Here is a 22,140-nt window from a genome sequence, read left to right on the forward strand (position 1 = left end):
ACCCTCGACTCCTGGAGCCCTTCATGCACCCCCCGCGTATCCTGCTCGGCGTCAACATCGACCATATCGCCACCCTGCGCCAGGCCCGTGGCACTCGCTACCCGGACCCGGTCCAGGCGGCCCTGCTCGCCGAGGAGGCCGGCGCCGATGGCATCACCGTGCACCTGCGCGAGGACCGTCGCCATATCCAGGAGCGCGACGTGCGCCTGCTGGCCGAGGTACTCAATACCCGCATGAACCTGGAGATGGCGGTCACCGAGGAGATGCTGTGCCTGGCAGAGGAACTGGGCCCGGCCCATGTCTGCCTGGTACCCGAGAAGCGCGAGGAGCTGACCACCGAGGGCGGGCTCGACGTGGCGGGGGGCTTCGAGGCCATCGCCGCGGCCTGCCGACGGCTCGCCGCGGCGGGCTGCGAGGTGTCGCTGTTCATCGACCCCGAGCCTGCCCAGATCGAGGCGGCCGCCAGGGCCGGCGCGCCGGTGATCGAGCTGCATACCGGTGCCTACGCCGAGGTCACGGGCGAGGCCGCCCGTCGCGAGCATGCCCGGCTCGCCGCCGCCGCCGAGATGGCCCATGAACTGGGCCTCACCGTGAACGCCGGTCATGGCCTCAACTACCACAACGTCGAGGCGGTCGCCGCGCTGCCCGGCCTCCACGAGCTCAACATCGGCCATGCGATCATTGCCCGGGCGCTCTTCGTCGGCCTCAAGGAGGCCGTGGTCGAGATGAAGCGGCTGGCCATCGCCGGCCAGGAAGCGGGCTTCGTGGCCTCGCTCGAGGCGCACGACCACGATCATGATACTCAGTCCGACGGCTGCCGATGATCATCGGGATCGGCACCGACCTCGCCCGGGTGGCCCGTTTCGAGCGGGCCATGAAACGGCATGGCGAGCGCTTCGCGCTGCGCCTGCTCGGTGAACGGGAACACGAACGGTTACGGGGGCATGTGCTGCCCGCGGCCTTCCTGGCCAAGCGGTTCGCCGCCAAGGAGGCCTTCGTCAAGGCGCTGGGCACCGGCCTGCGCCGGGGCATGCGCTGGACCGAGATCCAGGTGGTCAACGATGCCCTGGGGCGCCCGTCACTGGTGCTCTCCGGCAAGGCCCATGAGCTGGCCGAGGCGGCCGGGGTCAGGTCGGTTCACCTGTCGCTCTCCGACGAGGAGGCCCTGGCGATGGCCTTCGTGGTGCTCGAGGGCTGAGCCGCCTGCCAGGCGCGCAGCTCGCCCATGGCCGCATAGAGGTCGGGTAGCTGCGGCACCACGGCGGACATGCCCCTCGAGCGCAGGCGGGTCTCCAGGGTCTCCGCCAGCAGCCCCAGGCGCGGCGTGCCGCAATAGCGACAGGCGCCATTGAGGGCGTGCAGCGCGTCGAGCAGGGACGTCTCGTCGTCGCGGGCGATGGCGTCGCGGATGGCCTGCTCGCTGTGCGCCAGGGAGTCGGCCAGCGTCTCCAGCAGCTCCCGGGCGAGAGGCTCGCGTCCGCCGGCCAGGCGGACGCCCAGTTCCAGGTCCACCACCGCCAGCTCCTGCTCCTCTGCCTCCGGGGTGTGCCCGTGTGACGGCCCGCTCTCCGCGTGCCGCGGCGGCAGCACGATGCCCAGGTGCTCCTCCAGCAGCCGGATGAGGCGTTGCGGCTGCAGCGGCTTGACCAGCACGTCGTCGAGCCCGCTCGCGCGCAGCACCCGGTGCTGCTCACCCTGTACATGGGCGGTGACGGCGATGATCGGCACCCGCCGCCAGGCGCTGCCGAGACGCCGCAGTGCCCGGGTCGTCTCCACGCCGTCCATGCCGGCCATGCGGATGTCCATCAGCACCATGTCGAAGTCCCGCTGATGCGCCAGCGCCAGGGCTTCCTCTCCGCTTGCCGCCTGGGTCACCGTGAGTCCGGACCCGGCCAGCAGCTCGCCCAGCAGCAAGCGATTGGGCTCGGTATCATCAACGACCAGCAGCCGGACCGGCGACGCCGACGGCCGGCGCTGGGCGGGAACCGGCAGGGCCCCTGGCGTTGCCGCCAGGTGGCGGGCTACCGCATCGGCCAGGGCCGAGCGGGAGACCGGCTTGCCCAGCACCTCGCCACCATGCGGCAGGGGCAGGGGCGGCAGGTCGGGGGGGCTGGCGTTGACCAGCAGCAGGGCAGGGCAGCCCAGCCGCTCCAGCCGGTGACGCCATCCCGCCAGGCGCGCCTCGTCGAGGTCCTCGCGGCCCAGACCCGCCACCACCAGCGAGGCGGCAGTTTCGTTCCCGGTGGTGGCCTGGGTGGTGACCCGGGCGCCCCAGCGGGCCAGCAGGTGGGTGAGGGCGCGATGCGTGGGCGGGTGGGGGTCCTCGACCACGACGACCTCCCCGTCAAGGTTGAGCTCCGGGGGGCGCTCGCTCTCCGCGCTGCCCGACAGCGGCAGGGTGAAGGAGAAGGTCGAGCCCTGGCCGGGCATGCTCTCGACGTCGATCTCCCCGCCCATCTGCTCGACCAGCTGCCGGCAGATGGCCAGCCCCAGGCCGGTGCCGCCGAATTCCCTCGGGTGGCTGACGTCGGCCTGGTGGAAGGCCTGGAACAGGCGTCGGCGGGCCTCGTCGGTCAGGCCCATGCCGGTGTCGCTGATGCCGACGCGCAGGACCACCCGGCTGGCCTCGGCCTGTTCCAGCATGACGCGCACGATCACCTCGCCCTGGTCGGTGAACTTGAGCGCGTTGTGGACCAGGTTGGTGAGCACCTGGCGAATCCGCAGCGGGTCGCCCTCGAGGTCGGCCGGCACGTCGTCGTAGACCAGGCCAAGCAGCTGCAGTCCCTTCTGCTGGGCCAGCGGGGCCTGCAGGCCGAGCACCTCGTCGACCAGGCCGACCATGTCCAGCGGCAGCCTCTCGAGCTCCACCCGGCCGGCCTCCAGCTTGGAGAAATCCAGGACATCGTTGACCAGCATCAGCAGGTTGTCGCAGGCGCGCTGCACATGATCCAGCCATTCCCGCTGGCGCGGATCCAGCCGCGAGCGGCCCAGCAGCCGGCAGAAGCCGATGATGCCGTTGAGGGGGGTGCGGATCTCGTGGCTCATGTTGGCCAGGAACTCCGACTTGACGCGGTTGGCCTCCAGGGCCCGGCGGTGGGCCAGGTCCAGCTCGATGTTCTGGACCTCGATGGTCTCCATGGATTCCTGGAGCTCGTCGGTGGCCTGCTCGATCTGGGCCTGCATCTCCTCCCGTGCCGTCTCGAGGTGGTCGGCCAGGTCGTTGACGCGTCGAGCCAGCTCGGCCAGCTCCGGTGCCGGGGGGATGGCCAGCCGCTCGGGTACCACCCCGAGGGCCAGGCGGTCCAGGGCACGGCCGGCATCCTCCAGCGGCTGGCTCAGCCGTCGCGTGGTGGCATAGGCCGCCAGGAACAGCAGCAGGCCGACGAGCATCAGGATCAGGCCGGCGCTGGCCAGGTGGCGATAGCGGGTGAGCAGCAGGGGGGTGGTGTCGATGTCCAGCACCAGCCAGGTCGGCGTCGATTCGCCCCCGGGCAGGGGGGCCTGCAGCACCCAGCGATTGTCGCGTTCCATCAGCTGCAGGGCCTCGGGGTCGGGGGGTGCCGGCAGGTCGCGAAGCCTGCCGCGCTCCAGCAGCGGCGAACCCTGGCCATCCCGCAGGCTCAGCGCCTGGACATGGGGCTGCGCCAGCAGGCCGTCGGTGAGGCGCGTCAGCGCCCGTTCGTCCTGCGTCGCCAGGGCCTCGCCCAGGGCCGGCGCAACCAGCTCGGTGCCGCGGGTCAGCTGGTCGCGAAGTGCCTCATGGCGCTGGTGATCCTCGAGGGCCAGGGCCACGCCGACCAGCAGGGTCAGCAGCAGCAGGGGCAGGCCGAGGATCATCAGCATCAATCGGGTCTTGAGGGGCATCGGCAGGCTCGTCGGGCGATGAATCGGTATCCAGTATGCCACAGGGCGGGCAGATGCCTGTCCAGTGTGCAGCCGCAGGGATATAATGCCGAAAAGGCGTTTCCATCAGGAAGGTTACATGCATTTCCCCACTCTCGAGGAGACCGTCGGCCACACGCCGCTGGTCCGTCTCAAGCGCATCACCGCCGGGCGCGGCAATACCCTGCTGGCCAAGCTGGAGGGCAACAATCCCGCCGGATCGGTCAAGGATCGCCCGGCCCTCTCCATGCTCCAGCAGGCCGAGGCACGCGGCGAGATCGCTCCCGGCGACACCCTGGTCGAGGCGACTTCCGGCAACACCGGAATCGCCCTGGCCATGGCGGCCGCCATCATGGGCTATCGCATGGTGCTGATCATGCCGGAAAGCGCCTCCGCCGAGCGCAAGCAGGCCATGGCCGCCTACGGTGCCGAGCTGATCGAGGTAAGCAAGGAGGGGGGCATGGAGGAGGCTCGCGATGTGGCCGAGGCGATGGTCGCTCGCGGGGAGGGCAAGCCGCTGAACCAGTTCGCCAACCCTGACAACCCCCTGGCGCACTACCGCACCACCGGCCCGGAGCTCTGGGAGCAGACCGGTGGCACCATCACTCACTTCATCAGCTCCATGGGCACCACCGGCACCATCATGGGCGTGTCGCGCTACCTCAAGGAGCGCAACCCCGAGGTGCAGATCATCGGCCTGCAGCCCGAGGATGGTGCCAGCATCGCCGGCATCCGCCGCTGGCCGGCGGAGTACTTGCCGAGCATCTTCGATCCCCGCCGCGTCGACCGGGTGCTGGACATCGGCCAGCAGGAGGCCGAGGAGCACATGCGTCGCCTGGCCCGGGAGGAGGGCATCCTGTCCGGCGTGTCGTCCGGCGGGGCCCTTGCCGGGGCATTGCGTGTCGCCGCCGAGGTCGAGAACGCGGTGATCGTCTTCATCGTCTGCGACCGCGGCGACCGCTACCTCTCCACCGGCCTGTTCGCCCCGGAGCGCTGAGCATGGCCATGCTGGGCAAGCGTCGCCCCGGGCGCGCCTCATCGGGTGTCTCGGGGCTTCAGGGGCGCCAGGCAGAGCGCCGGGAGGCCGCCGGCGGGGAGCAGGACGTCCTGGAGATCCGGGGACTGGCCCATGACGGGCGGGGGGTGGCGCGCGCCACCCTGGGCAAGACGGTGTTCGTCGAGGGCGCACTCCCGGGCGAGCACGTGAGGGTCGCCGTCCATCGCACCCGCAAGCGCTTCGATGAGGCCCATGTGCGGGAGCTGCTGGTGGCCTCGGCGGAGCGCGTCGCGCCACCCTGTCCCTACTTCGGGCGCTGCGGCGGCTGCGACCTGCAGCACCTCGCCCTGCCGGCGCAGCGCCGCCACAAGCAGGCGGTACTGGAGGAGCTGCTGGGGCGCCAAGGCATCATCCTGGCCGCGTCGCCGGCGCTGCTCGCCGGCGCGGGGGAGGGCTACCGCCGCCGCGCCCGCCTGGGCGTCAAGGTGGATGCCGACGGCGGCGTCCACCTGGGGTTTCGCGCCCGCCACAGCCACCGCCTGGTCGACATCGATGCCTGCACCGTGCTGGTGCCGGCCCTGGACGCCCTGCTGGTGCCGCTGCACCAGTTGCTGGCAGGCCTCGAGGCACCGCGCCAGGTGGGGCACCTCGAGCTGCTCGAGAGCGACCAGGGCGTGGTGGTGGTCGTGCGCCAGCTGCGTGACCACCCGGGGGACGCCCGACGCTGGCAGGCCTTCGCCACGGCCCATGGCGTTCACCTGGCCCGCTGGCTGGGCCGCGAGGCGGCCGAGTTGGACTGGCTGACGCCCGCGCCGGCGCTTCGCTGCCGGGTGCCTGGGCCCGATGGGGAGCTCTCCCTGGGCGTCGGCCCCGGGGACTTCCTGCAGGCCAATGCCGAGGTCAATGGCCTGATGGTGAGGACCGCCCTCTCCTGGCTGGCGCCGCTGGCCGCCGGTGAGCGGGTGCTGGACCTGTTCGCCGGGGTGGGCAACTTCAGCCTGCCGCTGGCCGCCGCCGGTGCCCGGGTGACGGCCGTGGAGGGCAACCCGGCGATGGTCGCGCGGCTTGGCGACAATGCCCGCGCCAATTCACCAGGGTGGGGCCTGGACCTCGAGGCCCGCCAGACAGACCTCGCCGAACCGACGGCCGTGCGCGAGCTGCTTCAGGAGGTCGTTCCCGAGGTGGTGGTGCTGGACCCGCCCCGGGAAGGGGCGGAGGTGGCGAGTCGGGCACTGGTGGAACATCCGGTGCCTCGCCTGCTCTACATCTCCTGTGACCCGGCCACCCTGGCCCGGGATGCGGCACACCTTGTGCATGGTGGCTATCGCATCCGGCATGCGGCCGTGGCCGACATGTTCGTGCACACTTCACACCTGGAATCCATGCTGCTGTTCGAGTATTCCGGCTCGGGGCGGCAGGCCCGAGGAGCGTCAAGCGATGGTTAAAGTGCGTGAAGAGCAGCCGCTGACCCGGGACGGGCGGGTCGACATCGACCAGTGGCTCACGCGCCTGCAGGACGACGTCAAGCTGCGCGACGTCGACGAGATGCGCCGTGTCTGCGAACTGGCCCAGCAGCTGGAGCTGGTCTCCGACCGCCCCCACAAGGCTTGGCTCAAGGATGGCTCGAGCTTTCGCATGGGCCTGGAGATGGCCGATATCCTGGGCGAGCTCAAGCTCGACCAGCCAGCGCTGGAGGCCGCGGTGCTCTACCGTGCCGTGCGCGAACAGCTGATCGGTCTCGAGGAGGTCGACAAGCGCTTCGGCCACGAGGTCGCCGGGCTCATCGACGGTGTGCTGCAGATGGCCGCCATCAGCACCTTCCAGGCACCCAGCCAGGGCCTGAGCCAGCATGACCAGCAGGACAACCTGCGCAAGATGCTGGTCAACCTGATCGACGACGTCCGCGTTGCCCTGATCAAGATCGCCGAGCGCACCTGCGCCCTGCGTCAGGTGCGCGACGCCCCGCGCGAGAAGCGCCTGCAGGTGGCCAGGGAGGTCTTCGACATCTATGCGCCCCTGGCTCATCGCCTGGGCATCGGCCAGCTCAAGTGGGAGCTCGAGGACCTCTCCTTCCGCTATCTGCACGAGGCGGAGTACAAGGCCATCGCCCGCCAGCTCGCGGAGAAGCGCCTGGACCGTGACCGCTACATCAGCGAGGTGGTGAAGACCCTCAAGTCGCTGATGACCGCCCAGGGAATAAGCCGCTACCAGGTCGACGGGCGCGCCAAGCACATCTATTCGATCTGGCGGAAGATGAAGCGCAAGCGCATCGACTTCTCCCAGGTCCACGACATCCGGGCGGTGCGCATCCTGGTTCCCGAGGTGACCGACTGCTACACGGTGCTGGGCATCGTCCATTCGCGCTGGCATCACGTGCCCAACGAGTTCGACGACTATATCGCCAACCCCAAGAAGAACGGCTACCAGTCGCTGCATACCGCGGTGCTGGGCCCCGAGAACAAGGTGCTCGAGATCCAGATCCGCACCTTCGCCATGCACGAGGAGGCCGAGCTCGGGGTCTGTGCCCACTGGCGCTACAAGGGGCACGACACCAGCGCTCGCAGCGCCAGCTACGAGGAGAAGATCGCCTGGCTGCGCCAGGTGCTGGAGTGGCACGAGGAGGTGGGCGACTTCGGCGACCTGCGCGAGGGGCTGACCAGCGACGTGGCCCCGGACCGCATCTACGTCTTCACCCCGGACGGCCACGTCATCGACCTGCCCCGGGTCGCCACGCCGATCGATTTCGCCTACCGGGTGCACACCGAGGTGGGCCATCGCTGTCGAGGGGCCAAGGTCAACGGTCGCATCGTGCCGCTCACCTACCGGCTCAAGACCGGCCAGCAGGTGGAGATCCTCACCGCCAGCAAGGGTGGACCGAGCCGCGACTGGCTCAACCCCAACCTGGGCTATGTGCGCACCTCCCGGGCGCGGGCCAAGATCCAGGCCTGGTTCAAGCTGCAGGCCCGCGACCGCAACCTCGAGGAGGGCCGGGCGCTGTTCGAGCGCGAGATGAAGCGCCTCGACGTCGAGGACATGGACCTGACCCGCCTGGCCAACAAGGTCAACTATCCCACCCCGGACGACATGTATGCCGCCCTGGGCGCGGGCGACCTGCGCATCGGCCAGGTGCTCCACCAGGCCCAGCAGCTGTTCGGCGAGAGCGACGACCAGGAGCAGCTCGACCGCCTGCTGGCCAAGCCCCGCAAGGCCCCGGGCAAGGGCGGCGGCAGCGACATCACCGTGCTCGGGGTGGGCAACCTCAAGACCAGCATGGCCAACTGCTGCCATCCGGTGCCCGGTGACGCCATCGTCGGCTTCATCACCCAGGGGCGCGGGGTCACCGTGCACCGCCAGGACTGCCCCAATATTCTGCAGCTGCGCCTGGACGAACCCCAGCGCATCATCGAGGTGGAGTGGGGCGAGCGTGCCCGTACCCAGTACCCGGTGGACATCGAGATCCAGGCCTGGGACCGTTCGGGCCTGCTGCGCGATGTCACCGGCGTGCTCAGCAACGACCGCGTCAACGTGCTCTCGGTGAACACCCTCACCGATACCGAGGACGGCATCGCGCGGATGTCCATCACCGTTGAGGTCGATGGCCTGGAGACCCTGGGGCGCCTCTTCTCGCGCATCCAGCAGCTGCCCAACGTCATCGAGGTGCGACGGCTGCGCAGCGGGGGTGGCCAGGGCAAGTCTGGCAAGCGCAGGAGGAGGATGACATGAGCAAGCCGCGGTATGACCTCGACGACCTGCTCGCGCTGATGGCCGTGCTGCGCGACCCCGAGCAGGGCTGCCCCTGGGACGTGAAGCAGGACTGGTACTCCATCGTGCCCCATACCCTGGAGGAGGCCTACGAGGTCGCCGATGCCATCGAGCGACGGGCCTGGGACGAGCTGCCCGGCGAACTCGGCGACCTGCTCTTCCAGGTGGTCTACTACAGCCAGTTCGGGGCCGAGGAAGGACGCTTCGACTTCCCTGAGGTCGTGCATGTCCTCACCGCCAAGATGCTGCGCCGCCATCCCCACGTCTTCCCCGACGGGACCCTGGCCTCGCGCCGCCCACCGGGTGTCAGCGCCGATGCGATCGAGACCCGGCAGGTCCACGCCCGTTGGGAGTCGCTGAAGGCCGAGGAGCGCGCCGAGCGGGCAAGCGACACGCGCGACATCGGCGCGGCGTCGGTGCTGGACGACGTCCCCCGCACCCTGCCGGCCCTCTCCCGGGCCGCCAAGCTCTCCAAGCGCGCCGCCCGGGTCGGCTTCGACTGGCCCGATGCCCGCGGTGTGCTGGCCAAGATCCGCGAGGAGCTCGACGAGGTGGAGCAGGCCCTGGCAGAGGGAGACCGGGCGCATGCCGCCGAGGAGGTGGGCGACCTGCTGTTTGCGGTGACCAACCTGGCGCGCACGCTCAAGGCCGATCCCGAGCAGTGCCTGCGTGCCACCAATGCCAAGTTCGAGCGGCGCTTCCGCCACGTTGAAGCGGCCCTGGCCAGCGCCGAGGTACCGCTGGAGGACGCCGGCCTGGAGGCCATGGAGCGGCACTGGCAGGCCGCCAAGCACCTCGATCCCCCCGTTCAGGAACCGCCGCAAGGAGAGTCCCGGTCATGAGCCACGACCTGCATGAATCGCTGCGCGACAATGTCCGTATCCTGGGCGACAGCCTGGGCCGCACCATCGCCGATGACCTGGGCCCGGGTTTCGTCGACCGCATCGAGACCATCCGCAGCTTCGCCAAGCGCGGCCGCCAGGGCGAGGACGGTAGTCAGCGCGCGCTGATCGAGTACCTGCGCAAGCTGCCTGACCGTGACCTGCTGCCGGTGACCCGGGCCTTCAACCAGTTCCTCAACCTGGCCAATATCGCCGAGCAGCACTACCGGGCGCGATTCCGCCGGGTCGAGGACTACAAGCCCGGCTCCCAGCCGGTGCTCTCCGAACTGCTCGAGCGGGCCCGGGGCGAGGGGCACTCGCCGCGCAAGCTGGTGGAGACCCTCTCCGGCATGCGTGTCGAGCTGGTGCTGACCGCGCATCCCACCGAGGTCATTCGCCGCACCTTGATCCAGAAGTATGACGCCATCGACGACTGCCTGACGGCCATCGAGTCCTCCGCCGACTATCCGGAGCGCGGGGTGCGTGCCCAGGGCCGCCTGGAGGAGCTGATCAGCCAGGCCTGGCACACCGACGAGATCCGCCACGAGCGGCCGACCCCGGTGGACGAGGCCAAGTGGGGCTTCGCGGTGATCGAGAACTCCCTGTGGCAGGCGGTGCCCGACTTCCATCGCGACCTGGACAACCTGCTGCTGGAGACCGCCGGCGAGCGCCTGCCGCTGGATGCCGCGCCGATCCGCTTCGCCTCCTGGATGGGCGGCGACCGCGATGGCAACCCTAACGTCACGGCGAAGGTGACCCGGGAGGTGCTGCTGCTGGGCCGCTGGATGGCGGCGGACCTCTACCAGCGCGACCTGGAGCAGCTCAAGGCCGAGCTCTCCATGTGGAAGTCCAACAGCGCGCTCAAGGCCGAGGTGGGCGATGTCGCCGAGCCCTACCGCGAACTGATCAAGCGCCTGCTGGCGAGGGTCGAGGCAACCCGCGACTGGGCCAAGGCCGAGCTCGACGAGCGCAGCTACGAGGGCGGCCCCATCATCGAGACCCGCGACCAGCTCTATGCCCCCCTGCTGGCCTGCTATCGCTCGCTGTGTGACGTGGGCCTCGACACCATCGCCAACGGCGTGCTGCTCGATACCCTGCGCCGCGTGGCGGTTTTCGGGGTGACCCTGACCAAGCTCGACCTGCGCCAGGAGGCTGGTCGCCACGCCCAGGTGATGGAGGAACTCACCCATGGCCTGGGGCTCGGCCACTACCGCGACTGGGGCGAGGCGCAGCGCCAGGAGTTCCTGCTCGAGGAGCTCGCCTCGCGGCGTCCGCTGATCCCGCGGCGCTGGGAGTGCTCCGCCGAGTCCCGCGAGGTCATCGACACCTTCCGGGTCATCGCCTCCGAGCACCGTGAAGCGCTGGGGACCTACATCATCTCCATGGCCGGGGAGCCCTCCGACGTGCTCGCCGTGGCGCTGCTGATGAAGGAGGTGGGCGGCACGGTCAGCCTGCCCATCGCGCCGCTGTTCGAGACCCTTGCTGACCTCGACCACGCCGGCGAGGTCATCGACCACCTGCTGGCACTGCCGGGGTATCGCGCCCTGGCCGGCGACAGCCAGGAGGTGATGATCGGCTATTCGGACTCCGCCAAGGACGCCGGCCAGCTGGCCGCGGCTTGGGCGCAGTACCGCGCCCAGGAGAGGCTGGTGGAGGTCTGCGAGCGCCACGGCGTCGACCTCACGCTCTTCCATGGCCGCGGCGGTACCGTGGGCCGAGGGGGCGGGCCCGCCCATGCGGCCATCCTCTCCCAGCCGCCGGGCTCGGTGAACGGCAGCCTGCGGGTGACCGAACAGGGCGAGATGATCCGCTTCAAGTTCGGCCAGCCGGAGATCGCCCTGCGTTCCATGGAGATCTACGCCTGTGCGGTCCTCGAGGCGAGCCTGCTGCCGCCGCCGGCGCCGAGGCCGGAATGGCGCGAGGAGATGGACCGCCTGGCCGAGGTGGCCCATGGCGCCTATGTGGGGCTGGTGCGCGAGGATCCCGATTTCGTCCCCTACTTCCGCGCGGTGACCCCGGAAGGCGCGCTCGGGCGGCTGCCGCTGGGCTCGCGCCCCACCAAGCGCCGCCAGGACGGTGGCGTGGAGACCCTGCGGGCGATCCCCTGGATCTTCGCCTGGACCCAGATTCGCCTGATGCTGCCGGCCTGGCTGGGCAGCGGTGAGGCCTTCAGCCAACGGCTGGAGGCGGAGGGCGGTCTCGAGGTGCTCCGCGAGATGCGCGACCAGTGGCCCTTCTTCGGGACCTACCTGGACATGCTGGAGATGCTGCTGGCCAAGGCCGACGTGGGGATCGCCGCCTACTACGAGCACCGGCTGGTCGACGAGCCGTCCCTCAAGGCGCTCGGGGAGCGGTTGCGCATCCGTTTCGGCCGACTTCACGAGGCGCTGCTGCAGGTGCTCGACCAGCAGGAGCTGCTGGAGAAGACGCCGCTGATCCGCCAGGCCATCGAGGTGCGCAACCCCTACATCGACCCGCTACACGGCCTGCAGGCCGAGCTCCTGCAGCGTAACCGCGATGCCGACGGGGCGATCAGCGCGGATCTCTCCCGCGCGCTGATGGTGACCATGGCGGGGATCGCCGCCGGGTTGCGCAATACGGGTTAGGCCTTCGGCCAGCGACAAGCGTCAAGGAGCAAGCTTCAAGGACAATCCTGGCGGCCCTGAGGTAGGGGAGTGCCACCGTACTTTCTTGCTACTTGCTACTTGCTACTTGCTCCTTGCTCCTTGCTCCTAGAAGGGAAAGTGCAGCGAGGCGGTCAGCAGGTTGAGGTGGTTCATGGCCGGGGCATCGATCTCCTCGAACTCCAGGCGGCTTACCAGGTGGCGCAGCTGCAGGCGGGCTCCGAAGCCCTGCACCCTGGCCGTCCCCCCGCCTTCGCGAAGCTGGTCGCCGCCTCCGACGGGGTCGCCCTGCCATTCCGCCAGGCCCGACTTGGCATAGAGGCCGAGCGGCCCCAGGCGCACCCCGGCCACCAGGCTGCCGCCCAGGCTGGTGGTATCGAGAAGCTGCTGGCCATCGGCGAGGGAGACCGGCACATCATCGCTTTCGCGATAGCTGAATTCGGCGCCGAGATCGAGGTGTGGCAGGTGCGGCGGCGTGAAGCCTGCAATCAGGCGGAAGCCCGACGTATAGCCGTCGGGCGTCTCGACGTCGCTTCCCTGGACGATCATGCCGTTGTCGAGGTGCACCAGATTCTGCGCCATGCCGCCGTAGGCGGGCATGGTCGAGTCGGCCTGCGCGGGTAGCGCCACCAGGGCCAGGACACTGGCCAGAACGATGGCGAGGCGTGAATCCGGTTGCATGTTCCCCGACCTTGAGTCGGCAGTATGAAGAATCGCCGGCCCGGAATCATTGTTATCCCAGCCTAGCAAGCCGCCGGCGGTTCCGCCAATGCCGCCGCCCGGAGGCGCAGTTCATCAAGATGTCCGGCCAGGCAGGGGGCCGGCAGCCGGTGTCGAGAAGCGGCCGCCAGCAGCGGGGCGAGGATCGCCTCGTGCTCGGTGAGGCGGCCGGCCAGCACGTCCTGGAGCATGGAGGCCCGGTTGCTCGCCGTGGCCTCGACGACCTGCCAGACCAGCTGCCGCCAGCCCTCCAGGCCGTTCCCGTCGGGCGGGGCGACATCCTCGGCGGACAGGATCGCCGCGACCTCGGTAATCAGCCTCTCGACCATGGGGCGGAAGGGACGGTCGCGCAGCTGGCCGTTGCGGATCGTGTAGCGGGCGACCAGGGGGTTGATGGCGGCGTTGACGGCCAGCTTGCGCCACAGCCGCACGCGAATGTCGTCGACCGTCTCGGCGGGGAGCCCGGCGGCGGTCAGGGTCCGCGCCAGCGCGCCGGCCAGTTCCCTGTGGCGTCCGTCGAGGGCACCTAGGTAGGTGTGGCCATGGCCGGCATGGGTCACTCGATCGTCGGCCTGCACATGGGCGCCTTCGGTGGTGGTGGCGCAGAGCACCGGGCCGTGATGGCGTTCGGTGAGCCGTGGCTGGCAGGCGAAGCCGTTCTGCCACAGCACCAGCGGCACCCCCTCGGGCAACCGGGTGGCCAGGGCGGCGTGGGCCGCCTCGGCGCCGTGGGCCTTGGTGGTCAGGTGCACCACGGCCGGGGTTTCCGCGGGCAGGGCCTCGACCCGGGCCATGTCGAGTGACCGGGCCAGGGTGTCGCCCTCCGGGGTGATCAGGGTCTGGTGGCCGGGAAGCCGGCGGCGGCCGACCAGCCTCACCGGGACCCGGCCGGCCAGCCGCAGGGCGATCAACCGCCCCAGGGCGCCGGGGCCGACGATCCAGTGCGTCTCTGGGGTCATGGGGCTCCTCCCGGGATCATGAGCGGCGGGTGCGACGTGCCTTGGCCGGTTGGCGTCGCGGCCCGCCGCGCCGGTTGCCGCGGGGCGAGCGTGCCGCCGGGCCCGGCTCGCCGCGGGCGCCGTGCAGCGCCTCGCGCATCCGCCCCGCGTCGGCGGCGGCCAGCAGGCCATGCAGGTCCTCGATCAGGGCCGCGAGGAAGGGCGCCGGGGCCTCGCCCTGTTCGGCGATGGCCCCCAGGCGCTGCTCCCAGAGCGCGGTACGCTCGGGGCGGTTCACCGCCTCGGGCAGCGAGGCGATCAACGCGCTGCCGAGCCGCGTGGCCCGCAGCGCCTTGGCCTGGCGGACCAGGTAGCCGCGCTCCACCAGTGTCTCGATGATCCCGGCCCGCGTCGCCTCGGTGCCCAGGCCGTCGTGCTCGCGCAGGGTGCGCCGCACGGCCGGGTCCTCGACATAGCGGGCAATGTTCATCATCGCCTTGATCAGGCTGGCATCGGTGAAGGGCTCCGGCGGGCGAGTCTCGCGGTCCTCGACCCCTGCCTCCTGGACCCGGCACGCCTCGCCCTCGGTGAGCGGTGGCAGCGGTGGCGCCTCGTCACGGGTGGTGAACAGCGGCTTCCAGCCGGGGTCGAGGATCTCCTGGCCGCGGGCGCGGAAGGTTTCGTCGAGCAGGCAAAATTCCGCTTTTACCTCGCGGGTGGAAAGCGCGGGATAGAACTGCGCCAGGACGTTGCGCGCGATCAGCCGGAAGACCTCGGCCTCGGCCTTGTCCAGTCGCGTGAGGTCGGCGGGCTTGCCGGTGGGGGCCAGGGCGTGGTGGGCGCCGACCTTGCGGTCGTCCCAGGCCCTTGATCGCCGCGAGAAATCCGCGCCGGCCAGCCACTGGCCGAGCGTCTCGTCCTGGCGGCAGGCGCCCTCCAAGGTAGTTCGCGCCGCGGCGAAGTGCTCCTCGGGCAGGTAGCGGCAGTCCGAGCGCGGGTAGGTGATCAGCTGGTGGCGCTCGTAGAGGCGCTGGCAGATGTCCAGGGTGACCTTGGCGGAGAGGCCGAAGCGTCGGGCGGCGTCGACCTGCAGCGCCGAGAGCGAGTAGGGCAGGGGAGCGGCCTGGCGCCTGTCGCGGCTCTCGAGAGCCGTGAGCTGGCCCTCGGCCCCGGGCAGGCGCTCGGCCAGGGCGGCGGCCGGTTCGCGGGCCAGCAGGCGTCCCTGGTCGTCGAGGGGATGGGGCTCCCCGGGCACCCACCAGGCGCGCAGCCGTCCCTGTGCGAGTTCGAGGTCGGCCCACAGCACGAAGAAGGGTTTCGGCGCGAAATCGCGGATCTCGGCGTCGCGGCGTACCACCAGCCCCAGCACCGGGGTCTGGACTCGGCCCACCGAGAGCACGCCGTCATGGCCGGCCTGGCGGCCGGTGAGTGTCCAGGCGCGGGTCAGGTTGATGCCGTACAGCCAGTCGGCCCGGGCGCGGCACTGGGCCGCCCGGTAGAGCGGCTCGAAGCGGCCGTTGTCCTCGAGCCGGGCGAGGGCGCGCTGCACTGCCGGGCGGTTGAGGTCGCTGACCAGCAGCCGAGACACTTTCCCCTTCCAGCCCAGGTGCTCGATCACCTCCTGCACCAGCAGCTGGCCCTCGCGGTCGGGGTCGCCGGCATGCACCACCTCGTGGGCGGACTTCAGCAGCCGGCGGATCACCGCCAGCTGGCCGCGGGCCTTGGGGCGAGGCATCAGCTTCCAGCGACTCGGCAGGATCGGCAGCTGGTCGAGGCGCCACTGCTTCAGGGCCGGGTCGTAGGCATCGGGCGGAGCCTGTTCCAGCAGATGGCCCAGGCACCAGGTGACCGTGGTCTCACCCACCGCCAGTGAGCCCTCCTGCTTGCGGGGCGAGCCAGGCAGGGCCTCGGCGATGGCCCGGGCCAGGCTCGGTTTCTCGGCGATGATCAGTCGCATGATGACTCGTCGCGGCGAATGGCATGGACATTCTTCCAGTATTCGCCACGCCTCGCCAGGTGTAAGCTGCATCAGGATATGTACAATGCTTGTACAACAGTGACCATGGGAGAAAGCGCATGCGCGAACGTGGCCGTACCCGGCGCCTGCTGGGGCTCGGGGCCCGCACCGGCGGAGCGCTGATCCGCACCCGAATGGGCGGCCAGGCCGACTGGCGGGCCCTGGGCGAGGCCCTCTTCGAGGGGCTCTCCGAGCTCAAGGGGCCGGCGATGAAGCTGGCCCAGATCGTGTCGCAGTGGGATGACCTGCTGCCGCCGGACCTCGCCGAGGAACTGGCCCGCCTGCAGCGACAGGCGGAGCCAATGCCCTGGGCGGGCATCCGCCGCACCCTGGTCGCGCAGTACGGCGACCTGGAGGCGGTGTTCTCCGGCATCGAGGAGACCCCTTTCGCCAGCGCCTCCATGGGCCAGGTGCATCGCGCCACCACCCGGGAGGGCGAGACCCTGGTGCTCAAGGTGCAGTATCCCGGCCTCGCCGAGGTGCTGGAGAGTGACCTGGCGCAGGTGCGACGCCTGATGCGACTGGGGCGCTGGTTCAAGGTGCCCCAGGCGCGACTCGATGCGCTCTTCGAGGAGCTGGCGGTCAGCCTGCGCGGCGAGCTGGACTACCATGCCGAGGCGGAGTCGCTGGCCCGCTACCGCACGCGCTATGCCCACCTCGACAGCCTGGTGATCCCGGAGCCGCTGCCGGCGCTTTCCGGCCCCCGGGTACTGGCCATGCGCTACGTCGGCGGCACCCCATTGCGCGACCTTGAGGCGGCCGACGACGCCCTGCGCCAGCGGGTGGCGACGACGCTCGCCGACTGGCTGACCGAGGAGCTCTTCACCCATGGCGAGCTGCATGCCGACCCCCATGCTGGCAACTTCGCCGCCGACCCGGCGGGGCGACTGGTGATCTACGATCTCGGCGCGGTGATCCCGGTGCCCGAGGCCCGCCTGGCCGCGATGATGCGCCTGCTCGAGGCGACCCTGGCGGGGGATCCCATGGCCATGGATTCGGCGATGCTCGAGCTCGGTGGCCGCCAGGGACAGGGCGCGCCCCTGGCCCTCTATCGTGAAGCGGCCGAGGCGGTCTCGCCGCTCTTCCGCCCTGGCGAGCAGGACTTCGGCGACGTGCGGGTGCACCGTCGCCTGCGCGAGCTCTCCCCCAAGGTCTGGGCGGCCATGGACCGCCTGCAGCCCCCGGCGGACACGCTGCTGCTGTCGCGCACCCTCAACGGCCACTACTGGAACCTGGTGCGCCTCGGCGCGCGACTCGACATGGCCGAGCGTACCCGGCCGCTGTTCTCCAGAGGGTACGCCTGATCCTCCTGGACCGGCGACTGACCACCTGCCCAGCCTGGCGCCGGACTGGTAGACTATGCCGTTTTCCAAAGGTTGGAGTGCGCGATGCTGGCAGTATGGGTAGAACAGCTGCTGGGCTTTGCCTCGGGTGCCCTGGCGGCCATTCGCCAGGACGAGCGCTACCCCACGCTGATGGCCTGGGCCCGCGACGAGGGGCCGGCCCTGGTCGGCGGCGACCTGGCGCTGGCCCAGGCGCTGGCCCCGGAGCTGTGGTCGCAGACCCCGCTGGCGCGACTCGACTTCGCCGCCGAGCCGCTGGCCCGGCCCGGACGCAACGAGCCCTGCTGGTGTGATTCCGGGCGCAAGACCAAACACTGCTGCGGGGCGGTCAGTCTGCCCGGGCATGTGCCGCCGCACCTGATGTGGATGCTATCGCTGCGCGACTGGAAGGGCGATACCCTCAAGGCCGCGCTGGCCAGCGGCCGCGCCCCGGCCCAGGCGCTGCTGGAGGCCGGCCTGATCGCCGCCGAGTCCGGCCAGCGCGGGCGGGCCCAGCAGATCCTCGAGTCGCTGTTCGAGCGCGCCGACTGGCTGACCCTTCCCGAGCAGGCCGAGCCCGCCTTCGAGATCCTCATCGATCTCTACCAGGAGCGCGGTTTCCACCGCAAGCGCGAGGCGCTGCTCGACGCGGTGCTCGACCGCGGACCGCTGTTCCTGCGCGGCGTGGCCCTGGAACGGCTCTGCCTGATGCACCTGGACAACGACGACCTGGACAGCGCCCGGGCGGCCTTCGTGCGCGCCCAGCAGGCGCTGCCCGACTCGCCGACCCTGGCCTATATCGAGGCCATGCTGCTGCTCCACGAGGGCCACGAGCAGGAGGCCGCCGAACGGTCGCGCTTCTGGTTCCGGCGCCTGGCTCGCCAGGGCGACCTGGACCCCGACCAGTTGCAGTTCCTGGCCGACCTGGCCGAGAACCCCGGGGCGACCCTCGCCGACCAGCTGCTCAGCGCCGAGGAGGACCTGGCCGAGCCGCTGGTGGCCCTGCAGGCGCTGCTGGAGTCGCTGCCCGTGGCCCCGCGCCTGGAGATCCGCCGCGGCGATGATGGCGGCCTCGAGTACCACACCACCGCCCGCGAGGACACCCTGTTCGCCGCCTGGCAGAAGGTCTTCCGGGCCCGGGTCGAGAGCGAGGCCCCGATGGGCTTCGACGAGGATCCCTGGCCCCATGCCGGCGAGTGGCTGCCGGCGCTCTGCGCCCATCCCGAGTGGCTGGATGCCCCCGCCGTGGTGCAGTCCCTGGCGCTGGCACTCGCCAGCCGCTTCGGCAGCCTGCCGTGGATGGCGCCGAGCCTGTTCGAGCCCCTGGCCAGCCGGCTGGAGCGCTGGCTCGAGCAGGTGCGCGCCGAGGGCGAGGGGGCCTTCCTGTGGGACAGCGCCGACAACGCCGTGCTGCTGCGCACCGGCCTGGCGCTGGTGGTGGGCATGGAGCGCGGCGCCCGGGCACGCTCCCGCGAGCTTGCCGAGCGGCTGCTCACCCTGGACGACCAGGACAGCCTGGGCCTGCGCGAGCTGGTGCTCGACCAGCTGCTCCGGGAGGGGCGCGACCGTGCGGCCCTGGCCCTGAGCGAACGCGAGCTCGAGGGCGATGACGACGAGACCCCGCCGCTGGGGCTGCTGATGGGGCGGGTGCTGGCGCTCTACCGTCTGGAGCGCCGCGACGAGGCCGCCGAGGCGCTGCGGGAGGTGGCCCGCCACAATTTCCACGCGGTGGCCATGCTGTGCGCCGATAATCCGCGCCCGGTCGGCGGCGAGGGCGTCGCCGAGCCCGGCTCCCGCGCCGAGGCCTGGCAGTACCGCACCCTGATGCGCGACCAGTGGCGGGCCACGCCGGGGGCGCTGGCCTGGCTGCAGGCGCGGCTGGACGACTGATCGGCGGTCTCGCCTGGCCTCAGGCGGCCCCGGGCACCGGCACCAGCTCGCGGTCGCGGCTGATCCAGATCGCCAGCAGCACGGCCGGCAGCCCCAGCAGCGTGGAGATCAGGAAGAAGGTGGCATAGCCTTCGCCGCTGACCACCAGCCCACCGAAGCCGCTGAGGAACTTGCCCGGCAGGGTCATCAGCGACGAGAAGAGCGCGTACTGGGTGGCCGTGTAGGCGCGCGAGGTGAGACTCGAGAGGAAGGCGATGAAGACGGCGCTGGCCAGGCCGTTGGCCAGGTTGTCGCCGATGATCGCCATCACCAGCATCGTCAGGCTCTGGCCGGCCAGCGCCAGGGCCGCGAACAGCAGGTTGGTCAGCGCCGCGGCCACCGCGCCCAGCACCAGGATCGGCCCGATGCCGTAGCGGGCCACCAGCAGCCCGCCGAGGATCCCGCCGCCGATGCTCATGGCGATGCCGAAGACGTTGGTGACATTGGCGATGGTGGCAAGCGTGAAGCCGAGGTCGATGTAGAGCGGGTTGGCCATGGAGGCCATGGCCAGGTCGCTGATCCGGAACACCGCCACGAACACCAGCAGCCACAGCGCCTTGCGCCGATGACGGGTGAAGAAGTCGGTGAAGGGGCAGACGATCGCCCCGATCACCCAGGCCCCGAGCCGGCGCAGCGGCCTGGGCCGGCCGCGGGAGGTTCTCAGGAAGGCCCGCACCCGGGGCTCGTGGATCAGCTGGGTGGTCAGCGAGAGTCGCTCGGGTTCCGGGCGCAGCAGCACCGTGACCACGCCGATGCCCACCAGTGCCGCCATGGTCAGGTAGGCCGCCTCCCAGGAGGCCAGCGAGGCCACATAGAGGGCGCCGGCACCGGCCGCCAGCAGCCCGCCGCGATAGCCGATGATGTAGGTCGAGGCCATGGCGGCCTGGATATCGTCCGGGGCGGACTCGATGCGAAAGGCGTCGATGGCGATGTCCTGGGTCGCGCTGCCGAAGGCCACCAGCAGGGCGAAGGCCGCCACCAGGGGCAGGTGGCCCACCGGGTCGACCCCGGCCAGCCCCACCAGGCCGGTGGCGATCATCGCCTGGGCAAGCAGCATCCAGCTGCGGCGCTGGCCGAGGGTACGAGTCAGCAGCGGCAGGGCGAGCCGGTCCACCACCGGGGCCCAGAAGAACTTGATCGAGTAGAGCATGCCGATCCATGCGAAGAAGCCGATGGCTGCCACCTCGACCCCGCTGCTGCGCAGCCAGGCCGAGAGGGTCGAGAACACCAGCAGGAAGGGCAGGCCGGCGGAGAAGCCCAGGAACAGCATGGTGATGACCGGTGCACGCAGGTAGATGGCCAGGGCGTCGCGCCAGCTGCGTCGGGCGATGGGGGTCGGCATGTCGGGCAGCACTCCTTGCGTTGGGCTCGACGGAGGCCACGCAGGCCTCGATCATCGATGGTAAAATTCCGGATTGGCAGCCGGGCCGGGCCGGCCAGTGTCCGACCCATGTCATCCGTGCGATATCCTCGGACTGGCATGCGGTGGGATTGTTGCAGAGCCCCGGCAGTGATACCAGGAGCCCTTAATCAGGAGCCACATGAGCGATTTCGAGATTCGCCAGGCCGAGGCCGACGATGCCGTGCCCCGCTGGTACGTGATCCAGTGCAAGGGCGGAGAGTCCTTTCGCGCCGCCGAGCACCTGGCCAACCAGGACTACGAGGTCTTCCATCCCGTGCTGCAGGTCCAGAAGAAGCGCCGCGGCAAGCTCGAGTGGGTCAGCGAGCCGCTGTTCCCCTACTACCTGTTCATCCGGCTCGACCGCCTGGCCAGCAATTGGCGGCCCATCCGCTCCACCCGCGGCGTGCTGAAGATCGTCACCTTCGGCCTCGACATGCCGGTGCCGGTCAGCGATGAGCTGGTCGAGACGCTGCTCGCGCATGGCAGCGGGGAGGAGGACGCGACCTCGAACGTCTACTTCCGTGCCGGCGAGGCGGTGGAGATCACCGAGGGGCCCTTCAAGGACCTGCAGGCCGTGTTCGCCAGCCACAAGGGCGAGGAGCGCGCCATCGTGCTGCTCAACATGCTGCACAAGCAGCAGCGCCTGGAGATGCCCGTCGGCCAGCTGCGTCGCCGTGATTAGGAGTCTGTCGGACTTAACGCTGATCTACTGCGAGAACCGGTCTTTCGGCCAATTTCATTCGATCTGATTCGTTAAATAGCACGCTATTCACCTCATCAGATCGATAAACTTGTCTCGAAATCCGTCTCTCTCGCGACGATCGGTCAAATCCGGCAGGCTCCTGGCGACGCACTCCCTTCTCCCACCTACTCGCCTCAGGAGAACCCATGACTATCGCTCCCCAACGGGTCGTGACCCTGCACTATGTGCTCAGCGACCGGGACGGCAGTGTCCTCGACGATTCCCATGCCCGCCGCCAGCCCCTCGAATACTTGCATGGGCACGGCAATATCATGGCCGGCCTGGAGCGCGCCCTGGCGGGCCAGGAGGCCGGCGCCCGGCTCTCCGTTACCCTGATGCCGGCCGAGGCCTATGGCCTGCGCGACGAGGCGCTGGTGCGCGAGGTCGGCCGCCATGCCTTCCCGATGAAGGAGATCGCGCCGGGCATGCGCTTCCAGACCCCGGGGGACGATGGCCCCGAGATCGTCACCGTGCTCGAGGTCCGCGATGACGCCGTGGTCATCGACACCAACCATCCGCTGGCCGGCCAGGTCCTGCGCTACCGCCTCGAGGTGCTGGCGGTGCGCGATGCCACCCGTGCCGAGCTGGCCAAGGGCCATCCGCTGCCCCCGGGCACCGATCCCGGCGAGGTCGAGGACAAGAAGCTGCCGTGAAAACTGACTTGGATCAACGGATTTCCCGCGACCCTGCGAGCTCGCGGGGAAACTTGATGCAGGTCAGCTTTCCCTCCCTCCCCACGGGCTAGAGTTCTCCCAACATATCGAGACGGGAGGACACCACCATGTATCTGGATGACGCCGTAATCTTCGGGCTGGTCACCGTCGCGATGATGGTCGCTTTCATGGGGGGCTGGATCGCTTTCATCGTCCGCGACCACCATCGCAACAAGAAGCACTGATCCAGCCGCTTCAAGAGTCGTCAGGG

General features: G+C 70.2%; 17 protein-coding genes. 12 read left to right on the forward strand and 5 right to left on the reverse strand.

All coding sequences use genetic code 11. From position 1 onward, the window contains the following. The first annotated feature begins 23 nt into the window (after positions 1-23). Both pdxJ and M8009_RS13210 read left to right on the forward strand, forming a co-directional pair. Positions 24-824 carry a pyridoxine 5'-phosphate synthase gene (gene pdxJ / locus M8009_RS13205; RefSeq protein ID WP_250061859.1) on the forward strand — a complete coding sequence of 267 codons (801 nt, stop codon included), beginning with the start codon at positions 24-26 and terminating at the stop codon, positions 822-824. After that, the gene (locus M8009_RS13210; protein ID WP_250061861.1) at positions 821-1,198 is read left to right on the forward strand and encodes a holo-ACP synthase; all 378 of its coding nucleotides are present in this window, start codon (positions 821-823) and stop codon (positions 1,196-1,198) included. Before pdxJ ends, M8009_RS13210 begins: the two co-directional genes overlap by 4 nt. Here M8009_RS13210 and M8009_RS13215 read toward each other — a convergent pair. Then, entirely contained in the window at positions 1,138-3,864 is a 2,727-nt protein-coding gene (locus M8009_RS13215) for an ATP-binding protein (protein ID WP_250061863.1), read from the reverse strand. The genes M8009_RS13210 and M8009_RS13215 overlap by 61 nt on opposite strands. 118 nt (positions 3,865-3,982) lie before the next feature. Between M8009_RS13215 and cysM the strand changes: the two genes are divergently transcribed. Genes cysM through ppc form a run of 5 tightly spaced genes read left to right on the forward strand, consistent with a single transcriptional unit; the run spans position 3,983 to position 12,128 of the window. Continuing rightward, positions 3,983-4,879 carry a cysteine synthase CysM gene (gene cysM, locus M8009_RS13220; protein ID WP_250061865.1) on the forward strand — a complete coding sequence of 299 codons (897 nt, stop codon included), beginning with the start codon at positions 3,983-3,985 and terminating at the stop codon, positions 4,877-4,879. Between the two features lie 2 nt (positions 4,880-4,881). Beyond that, a complete protein-coding gene (locus tag M8009_RS13225; protein WP_250061867.1) occupies positions 4,882-6,324 on the forward strand; it encodes a TRAM domain-containing protein in 1,443 nt (480 codons plus the stop codon). Then, a complete protein-coding gene (gene relA / locus M8009_RS13230) occupies positions 6,317-8,602 on the forward strand; it encodes a GTP diphosphokinase (protein WP_250061870.1) in 2,286 nt (761 codons plus the stop codon). Before M8009_RS13225 ends, relA begins: the two co-directional genes overlap by 8 nt. Beyond that, on the forward strand, positions 8,599-9,483 hold the full coding sequence (mazG, locus tag M8009_RS13235) for a nucleoside triphosphate pyrophosphohydrolase (RefSeq protein WP_250061872.1): 885 nt from the start codon (positions 8,599-8,601) through the stop codon (positions 9,481-9,483). The genes relA and mazG overlap by 4 nt, the downstream gene beginning before the upstream one ends. Next, positions 9,480-12,128, forward strand: a complete 2,649-nt coding sequence (gene ppc / locus M8009_RS13240) for a phosphoenolpyruvate carboxylase (protein WP_250061874.1) — start codon at positions 9,480-9,482, stop codon at positions 12,126-12,128. The genes mazG and ppc overlap by 4 nt, the downstream gene beginning before the upstream one ends. A 126-nt stretch (positions 12,129-12,254) precedes the next feature. On the opposite strand, the gene M8009_RS13245 is transcribed toward ppc, so the two are convergent. The 3 genes from M8009_RS13245 to M8009_RS13255 form a co-directional block, all read right to left on the reverse strand. Next, positions 12,255-12,827 carry a hypothetical protein gene (locus tag M8009_RS13245; protein ID WP_250061875.1) on the reverse strand — a complete coding sequence of 191 codons (573 nt, stop codon included), beginning with the start codon at positions 12,825-12,827 and terminating at the stop codon, positions 12,255-12,257. 62 nt (positions 12,828-12,889) lie between these two features. Continuing rightward, positions 12,890-13,825 carry a ketopantoate reductase family protein gene (locus M8009_RS13250; RefSeq protein WP_250061877.1) on the reverse strand — a complete coding sequence of 312 codons (936 nt, stop codon included), beginning with the start codon at positions 13,823-13,825 and terminating at the stop codon, positions 12,890-12,892. Positions 13,826-13,841: 16 nt separating this feature from the next. Further along, positions 13,842-15,761, reverse strand: a complete 1,920-nt coding sequence (locus M8009_RS13255) for a DNA topoisomerase III (protein ID WP_250061886.1) — start codon at positions 15,759-15,761, stop codon at positions 13,842-13,844. A 119-nt stretch (positions 15,762-15,880) separates the two neighbouring features. On the opposite strand from M8009_RS13255, the gene M8009_RS13260 reads away from it, so the two are divergent. Both M8009_RS13260 and M8009_RS13265 read left to right on the forward strand, forming a co-directional pair. Then, positions 15,881-17,125, forward strand: a complete 1,245-nt coding sequence (locus M8009_RS13260) for an ABC1 kinase family protein (protein WP_250061888.1) — start codon at positions 15,881-15,883, stop codon at positions 17,123-17,125. A gap of 84 nt (positions 17,126-17,209) precedes the next feature. Further along, complete coding sequence (locus M8009_RS13265) at positions 17,210-19,033, forward strand: SEC-C metal-binding domain-containing protein (RefSeq protein WP_250061891.1); 1,824 nt, start codon at positions 17,210-17,212, stop codon at positions 19,031-19,033. A gap of 19 nt (positions 19,034-19,052) precedes the next feature. On the opposite strand, the gene M8009_RS13270 is transcribed toward M8009_RS13265, so the two are convergent. Next, a complete protein-coding gene (locus tag M8009_RS13270) occupies positions 19,053-20,414 on the reverse strand; it encodes an AmpG family muropeptide MFS transporter (protein ID WP_250061893.1) in 1,362 nt (453 codons plus the stop codon). Positions 20,415-20,613: 199 nt separating this feature from the next. On the opposite strand from M8009_RS13270, the gene rfaH reads away from it, so the two are divergent. From rfaH to ccoM, 3 genes are all read left to right on the forward strand, one after another. After that, positions 20,614-21,156: a transcription/translation regulatory transformer protein RfaH gene (rfaH, locus tag M8009_RS13275; protein ID WP_250061894.1), complete on the forward strand. Its 543-nt coding sequence runs from the start codon at positions 20,614-20,616 to the stop codon at positions 21,154-21,156. Positions 21,157-21,362: 206 nt separating this feature from the next. Then, the gene (locus tag M8009_RS13280; RefSeq protein WP_250061896.1) at positions 21,363-21,869 is read left to right on the forward strand and encodes an FKBP-type peptidyl-prolyl cis-trans isomerase; all 507 of its coding nucleotides are present in this window, start codon (positions 21,363-21,365) and stop codon (positions 21,867-21,869) included. Between the two features lie 128 nt (positions 21,870-21,997). Continuing rightward, complete coding sequence (gene ccoM / locus M8009_RS19115; RefSeq protein ID WP_284047812.1) at positions 21,998-22,114, forward strand: cytochrome c oxidase subunit CcoM; 117 nt, start codon at positions 21,998-22,000, stop codon at positions 22,112-22,114. The last annotated feature ends 26 nt before the right edge of the window (positions 22,115-22,140 follow it).

This window comes from Halomonas gemina (assembly GCF_023554995.1).
Lineage (GTDB): Bacteria > Pseudomonadota > Gammaproteobacteria > Pseudomonadales > Halomonadaceae > Halomonas > Halomonas gemina.

What these genes read in the sequence shown, in the direction of transcription:
- pdxJ (WP_250061859.1), top strand. Translation starts at nt 24, where the DNA reads ATGCACCCCCCGCGTATCCTGCTCGGCGTCAACATCGACCATATCGCC.
- M8009_RS13210 (WP_250061861.1), top strand. Translation starts at nt 821, where the DNA reads ATGATCATCGGGATCGGCACCGACCTCGCCCGGGTGGCCCGTTTCGAG.
- M8009_RS13215 (WP_250061863.1), bottom strand. Translation starts at nt 3,864, where the DNA reads ATGCCCCTCAAGACCCGATTGATGCTGATGATCCTCGGCCTGCCCCTG.
- cysM (WP_250061865.1), top strand. Translation starts at nt 3,983, where the DNA reads ATGCATTTCCCCACTCTCGAGGAGACCGTCGGCCACACGCCGCTGGTC.
- M8009_RS13225 (WP_250061867.1), top strand. Translation starts at nt 4,882, where the DNA reads ATGGCCATGCTGGGCAAGCGTCGCCCCGGGCGCGCCTCATCGGGTGTC.
- relA (WP_250061870.1), top strand. Translation starts at nt 6,317, where the DNA reads ATGGTTAAAGTGCGTGAAGAGCAGCCGCTGACCCGGGACGGGCGGGTC.
- mazG (WP_250061872.1), top strand. Translation starts at nt 8,599, where the DNA reads ATGAGCAAGCCGCGGTATGACCTCGACGACCTGCTCGCGCTGATGGCC.
- ppc (WP_250061874.1), top strand. Translation starts at nt 9,480, where the DNA reads ATGAGCCACGACCTGCATGAATCGCTGCGCGACAATGTCCGTATCCTG.
- M8009_RS13245 (WP_250061875.1), bottom strand. Translation starts at nt 12,827, where the DNA reads ATGCAACCGGATTCACGCCTCGCCATCGTTCTGGCCAGTGTCCTGGCC.
- M8009_RS13250 (WP_250061877.1), bottom strand. Translation starts at nt 13,825, where the DNA reads ATGACCCCAGAGACGCACTGGATCGTCGGCCCCGGCGCCCTGGGGCGG.
- M8009_RS13255 (WP_250061886.1), bottom strand. Translation starts at nt 15,761, where the DNA reads ATGCGACTGATCATCGCCGAGAAACCGAGCCTGGCCCGGGCCATCGCC.
- M8009_RS13260 (WP_250061888.1), top strand. Translation starts at nt 15,881, where the DNA reads ATGCGCGAACGTGGCCGTACCCGGCGCCTGCTGGGGCTCGGGGCCCGC.
- M8009_RS13265 (WP_250061891.1), top strand. Translation starts at nt 17,210, where the DNA reads ATGCTGGCAGTATGGGTAGAACAGCTGCTGGGCTTTGCCTCGGGTGCC.
- M8009_RS13270 (WP_250061893.1), bottom strand. Translation starts at nt 20,414, where the DNA reads ATGCCGACCCCCATCGCCCGACGCAGCTGGCGCGACGCCCTGGCCATC.
- rfaH (WP_250061894.1), top strand. Translation starts at nt 20,614, where the DNA reads ATGAGCGATTTCGAGATTCGCCAGGCCGAGGCCGACGATGCCGTGCCC.
- M8009_RS13280 (WP_250061896.1), top strand. Translation starts at nt 21,363, where the DNA reads ATGACTATCGCTCCCCAACGGGTCGTGACCCTGCACTATGTGCTCAGC.
- ccoM (WP_284047812.1), top strand. Translation starts at nt 21,998, where the DNA reads ATGTATCTGGATGACGCCGTAATCTTCGGGCTGGTCACCGTCGCGATG.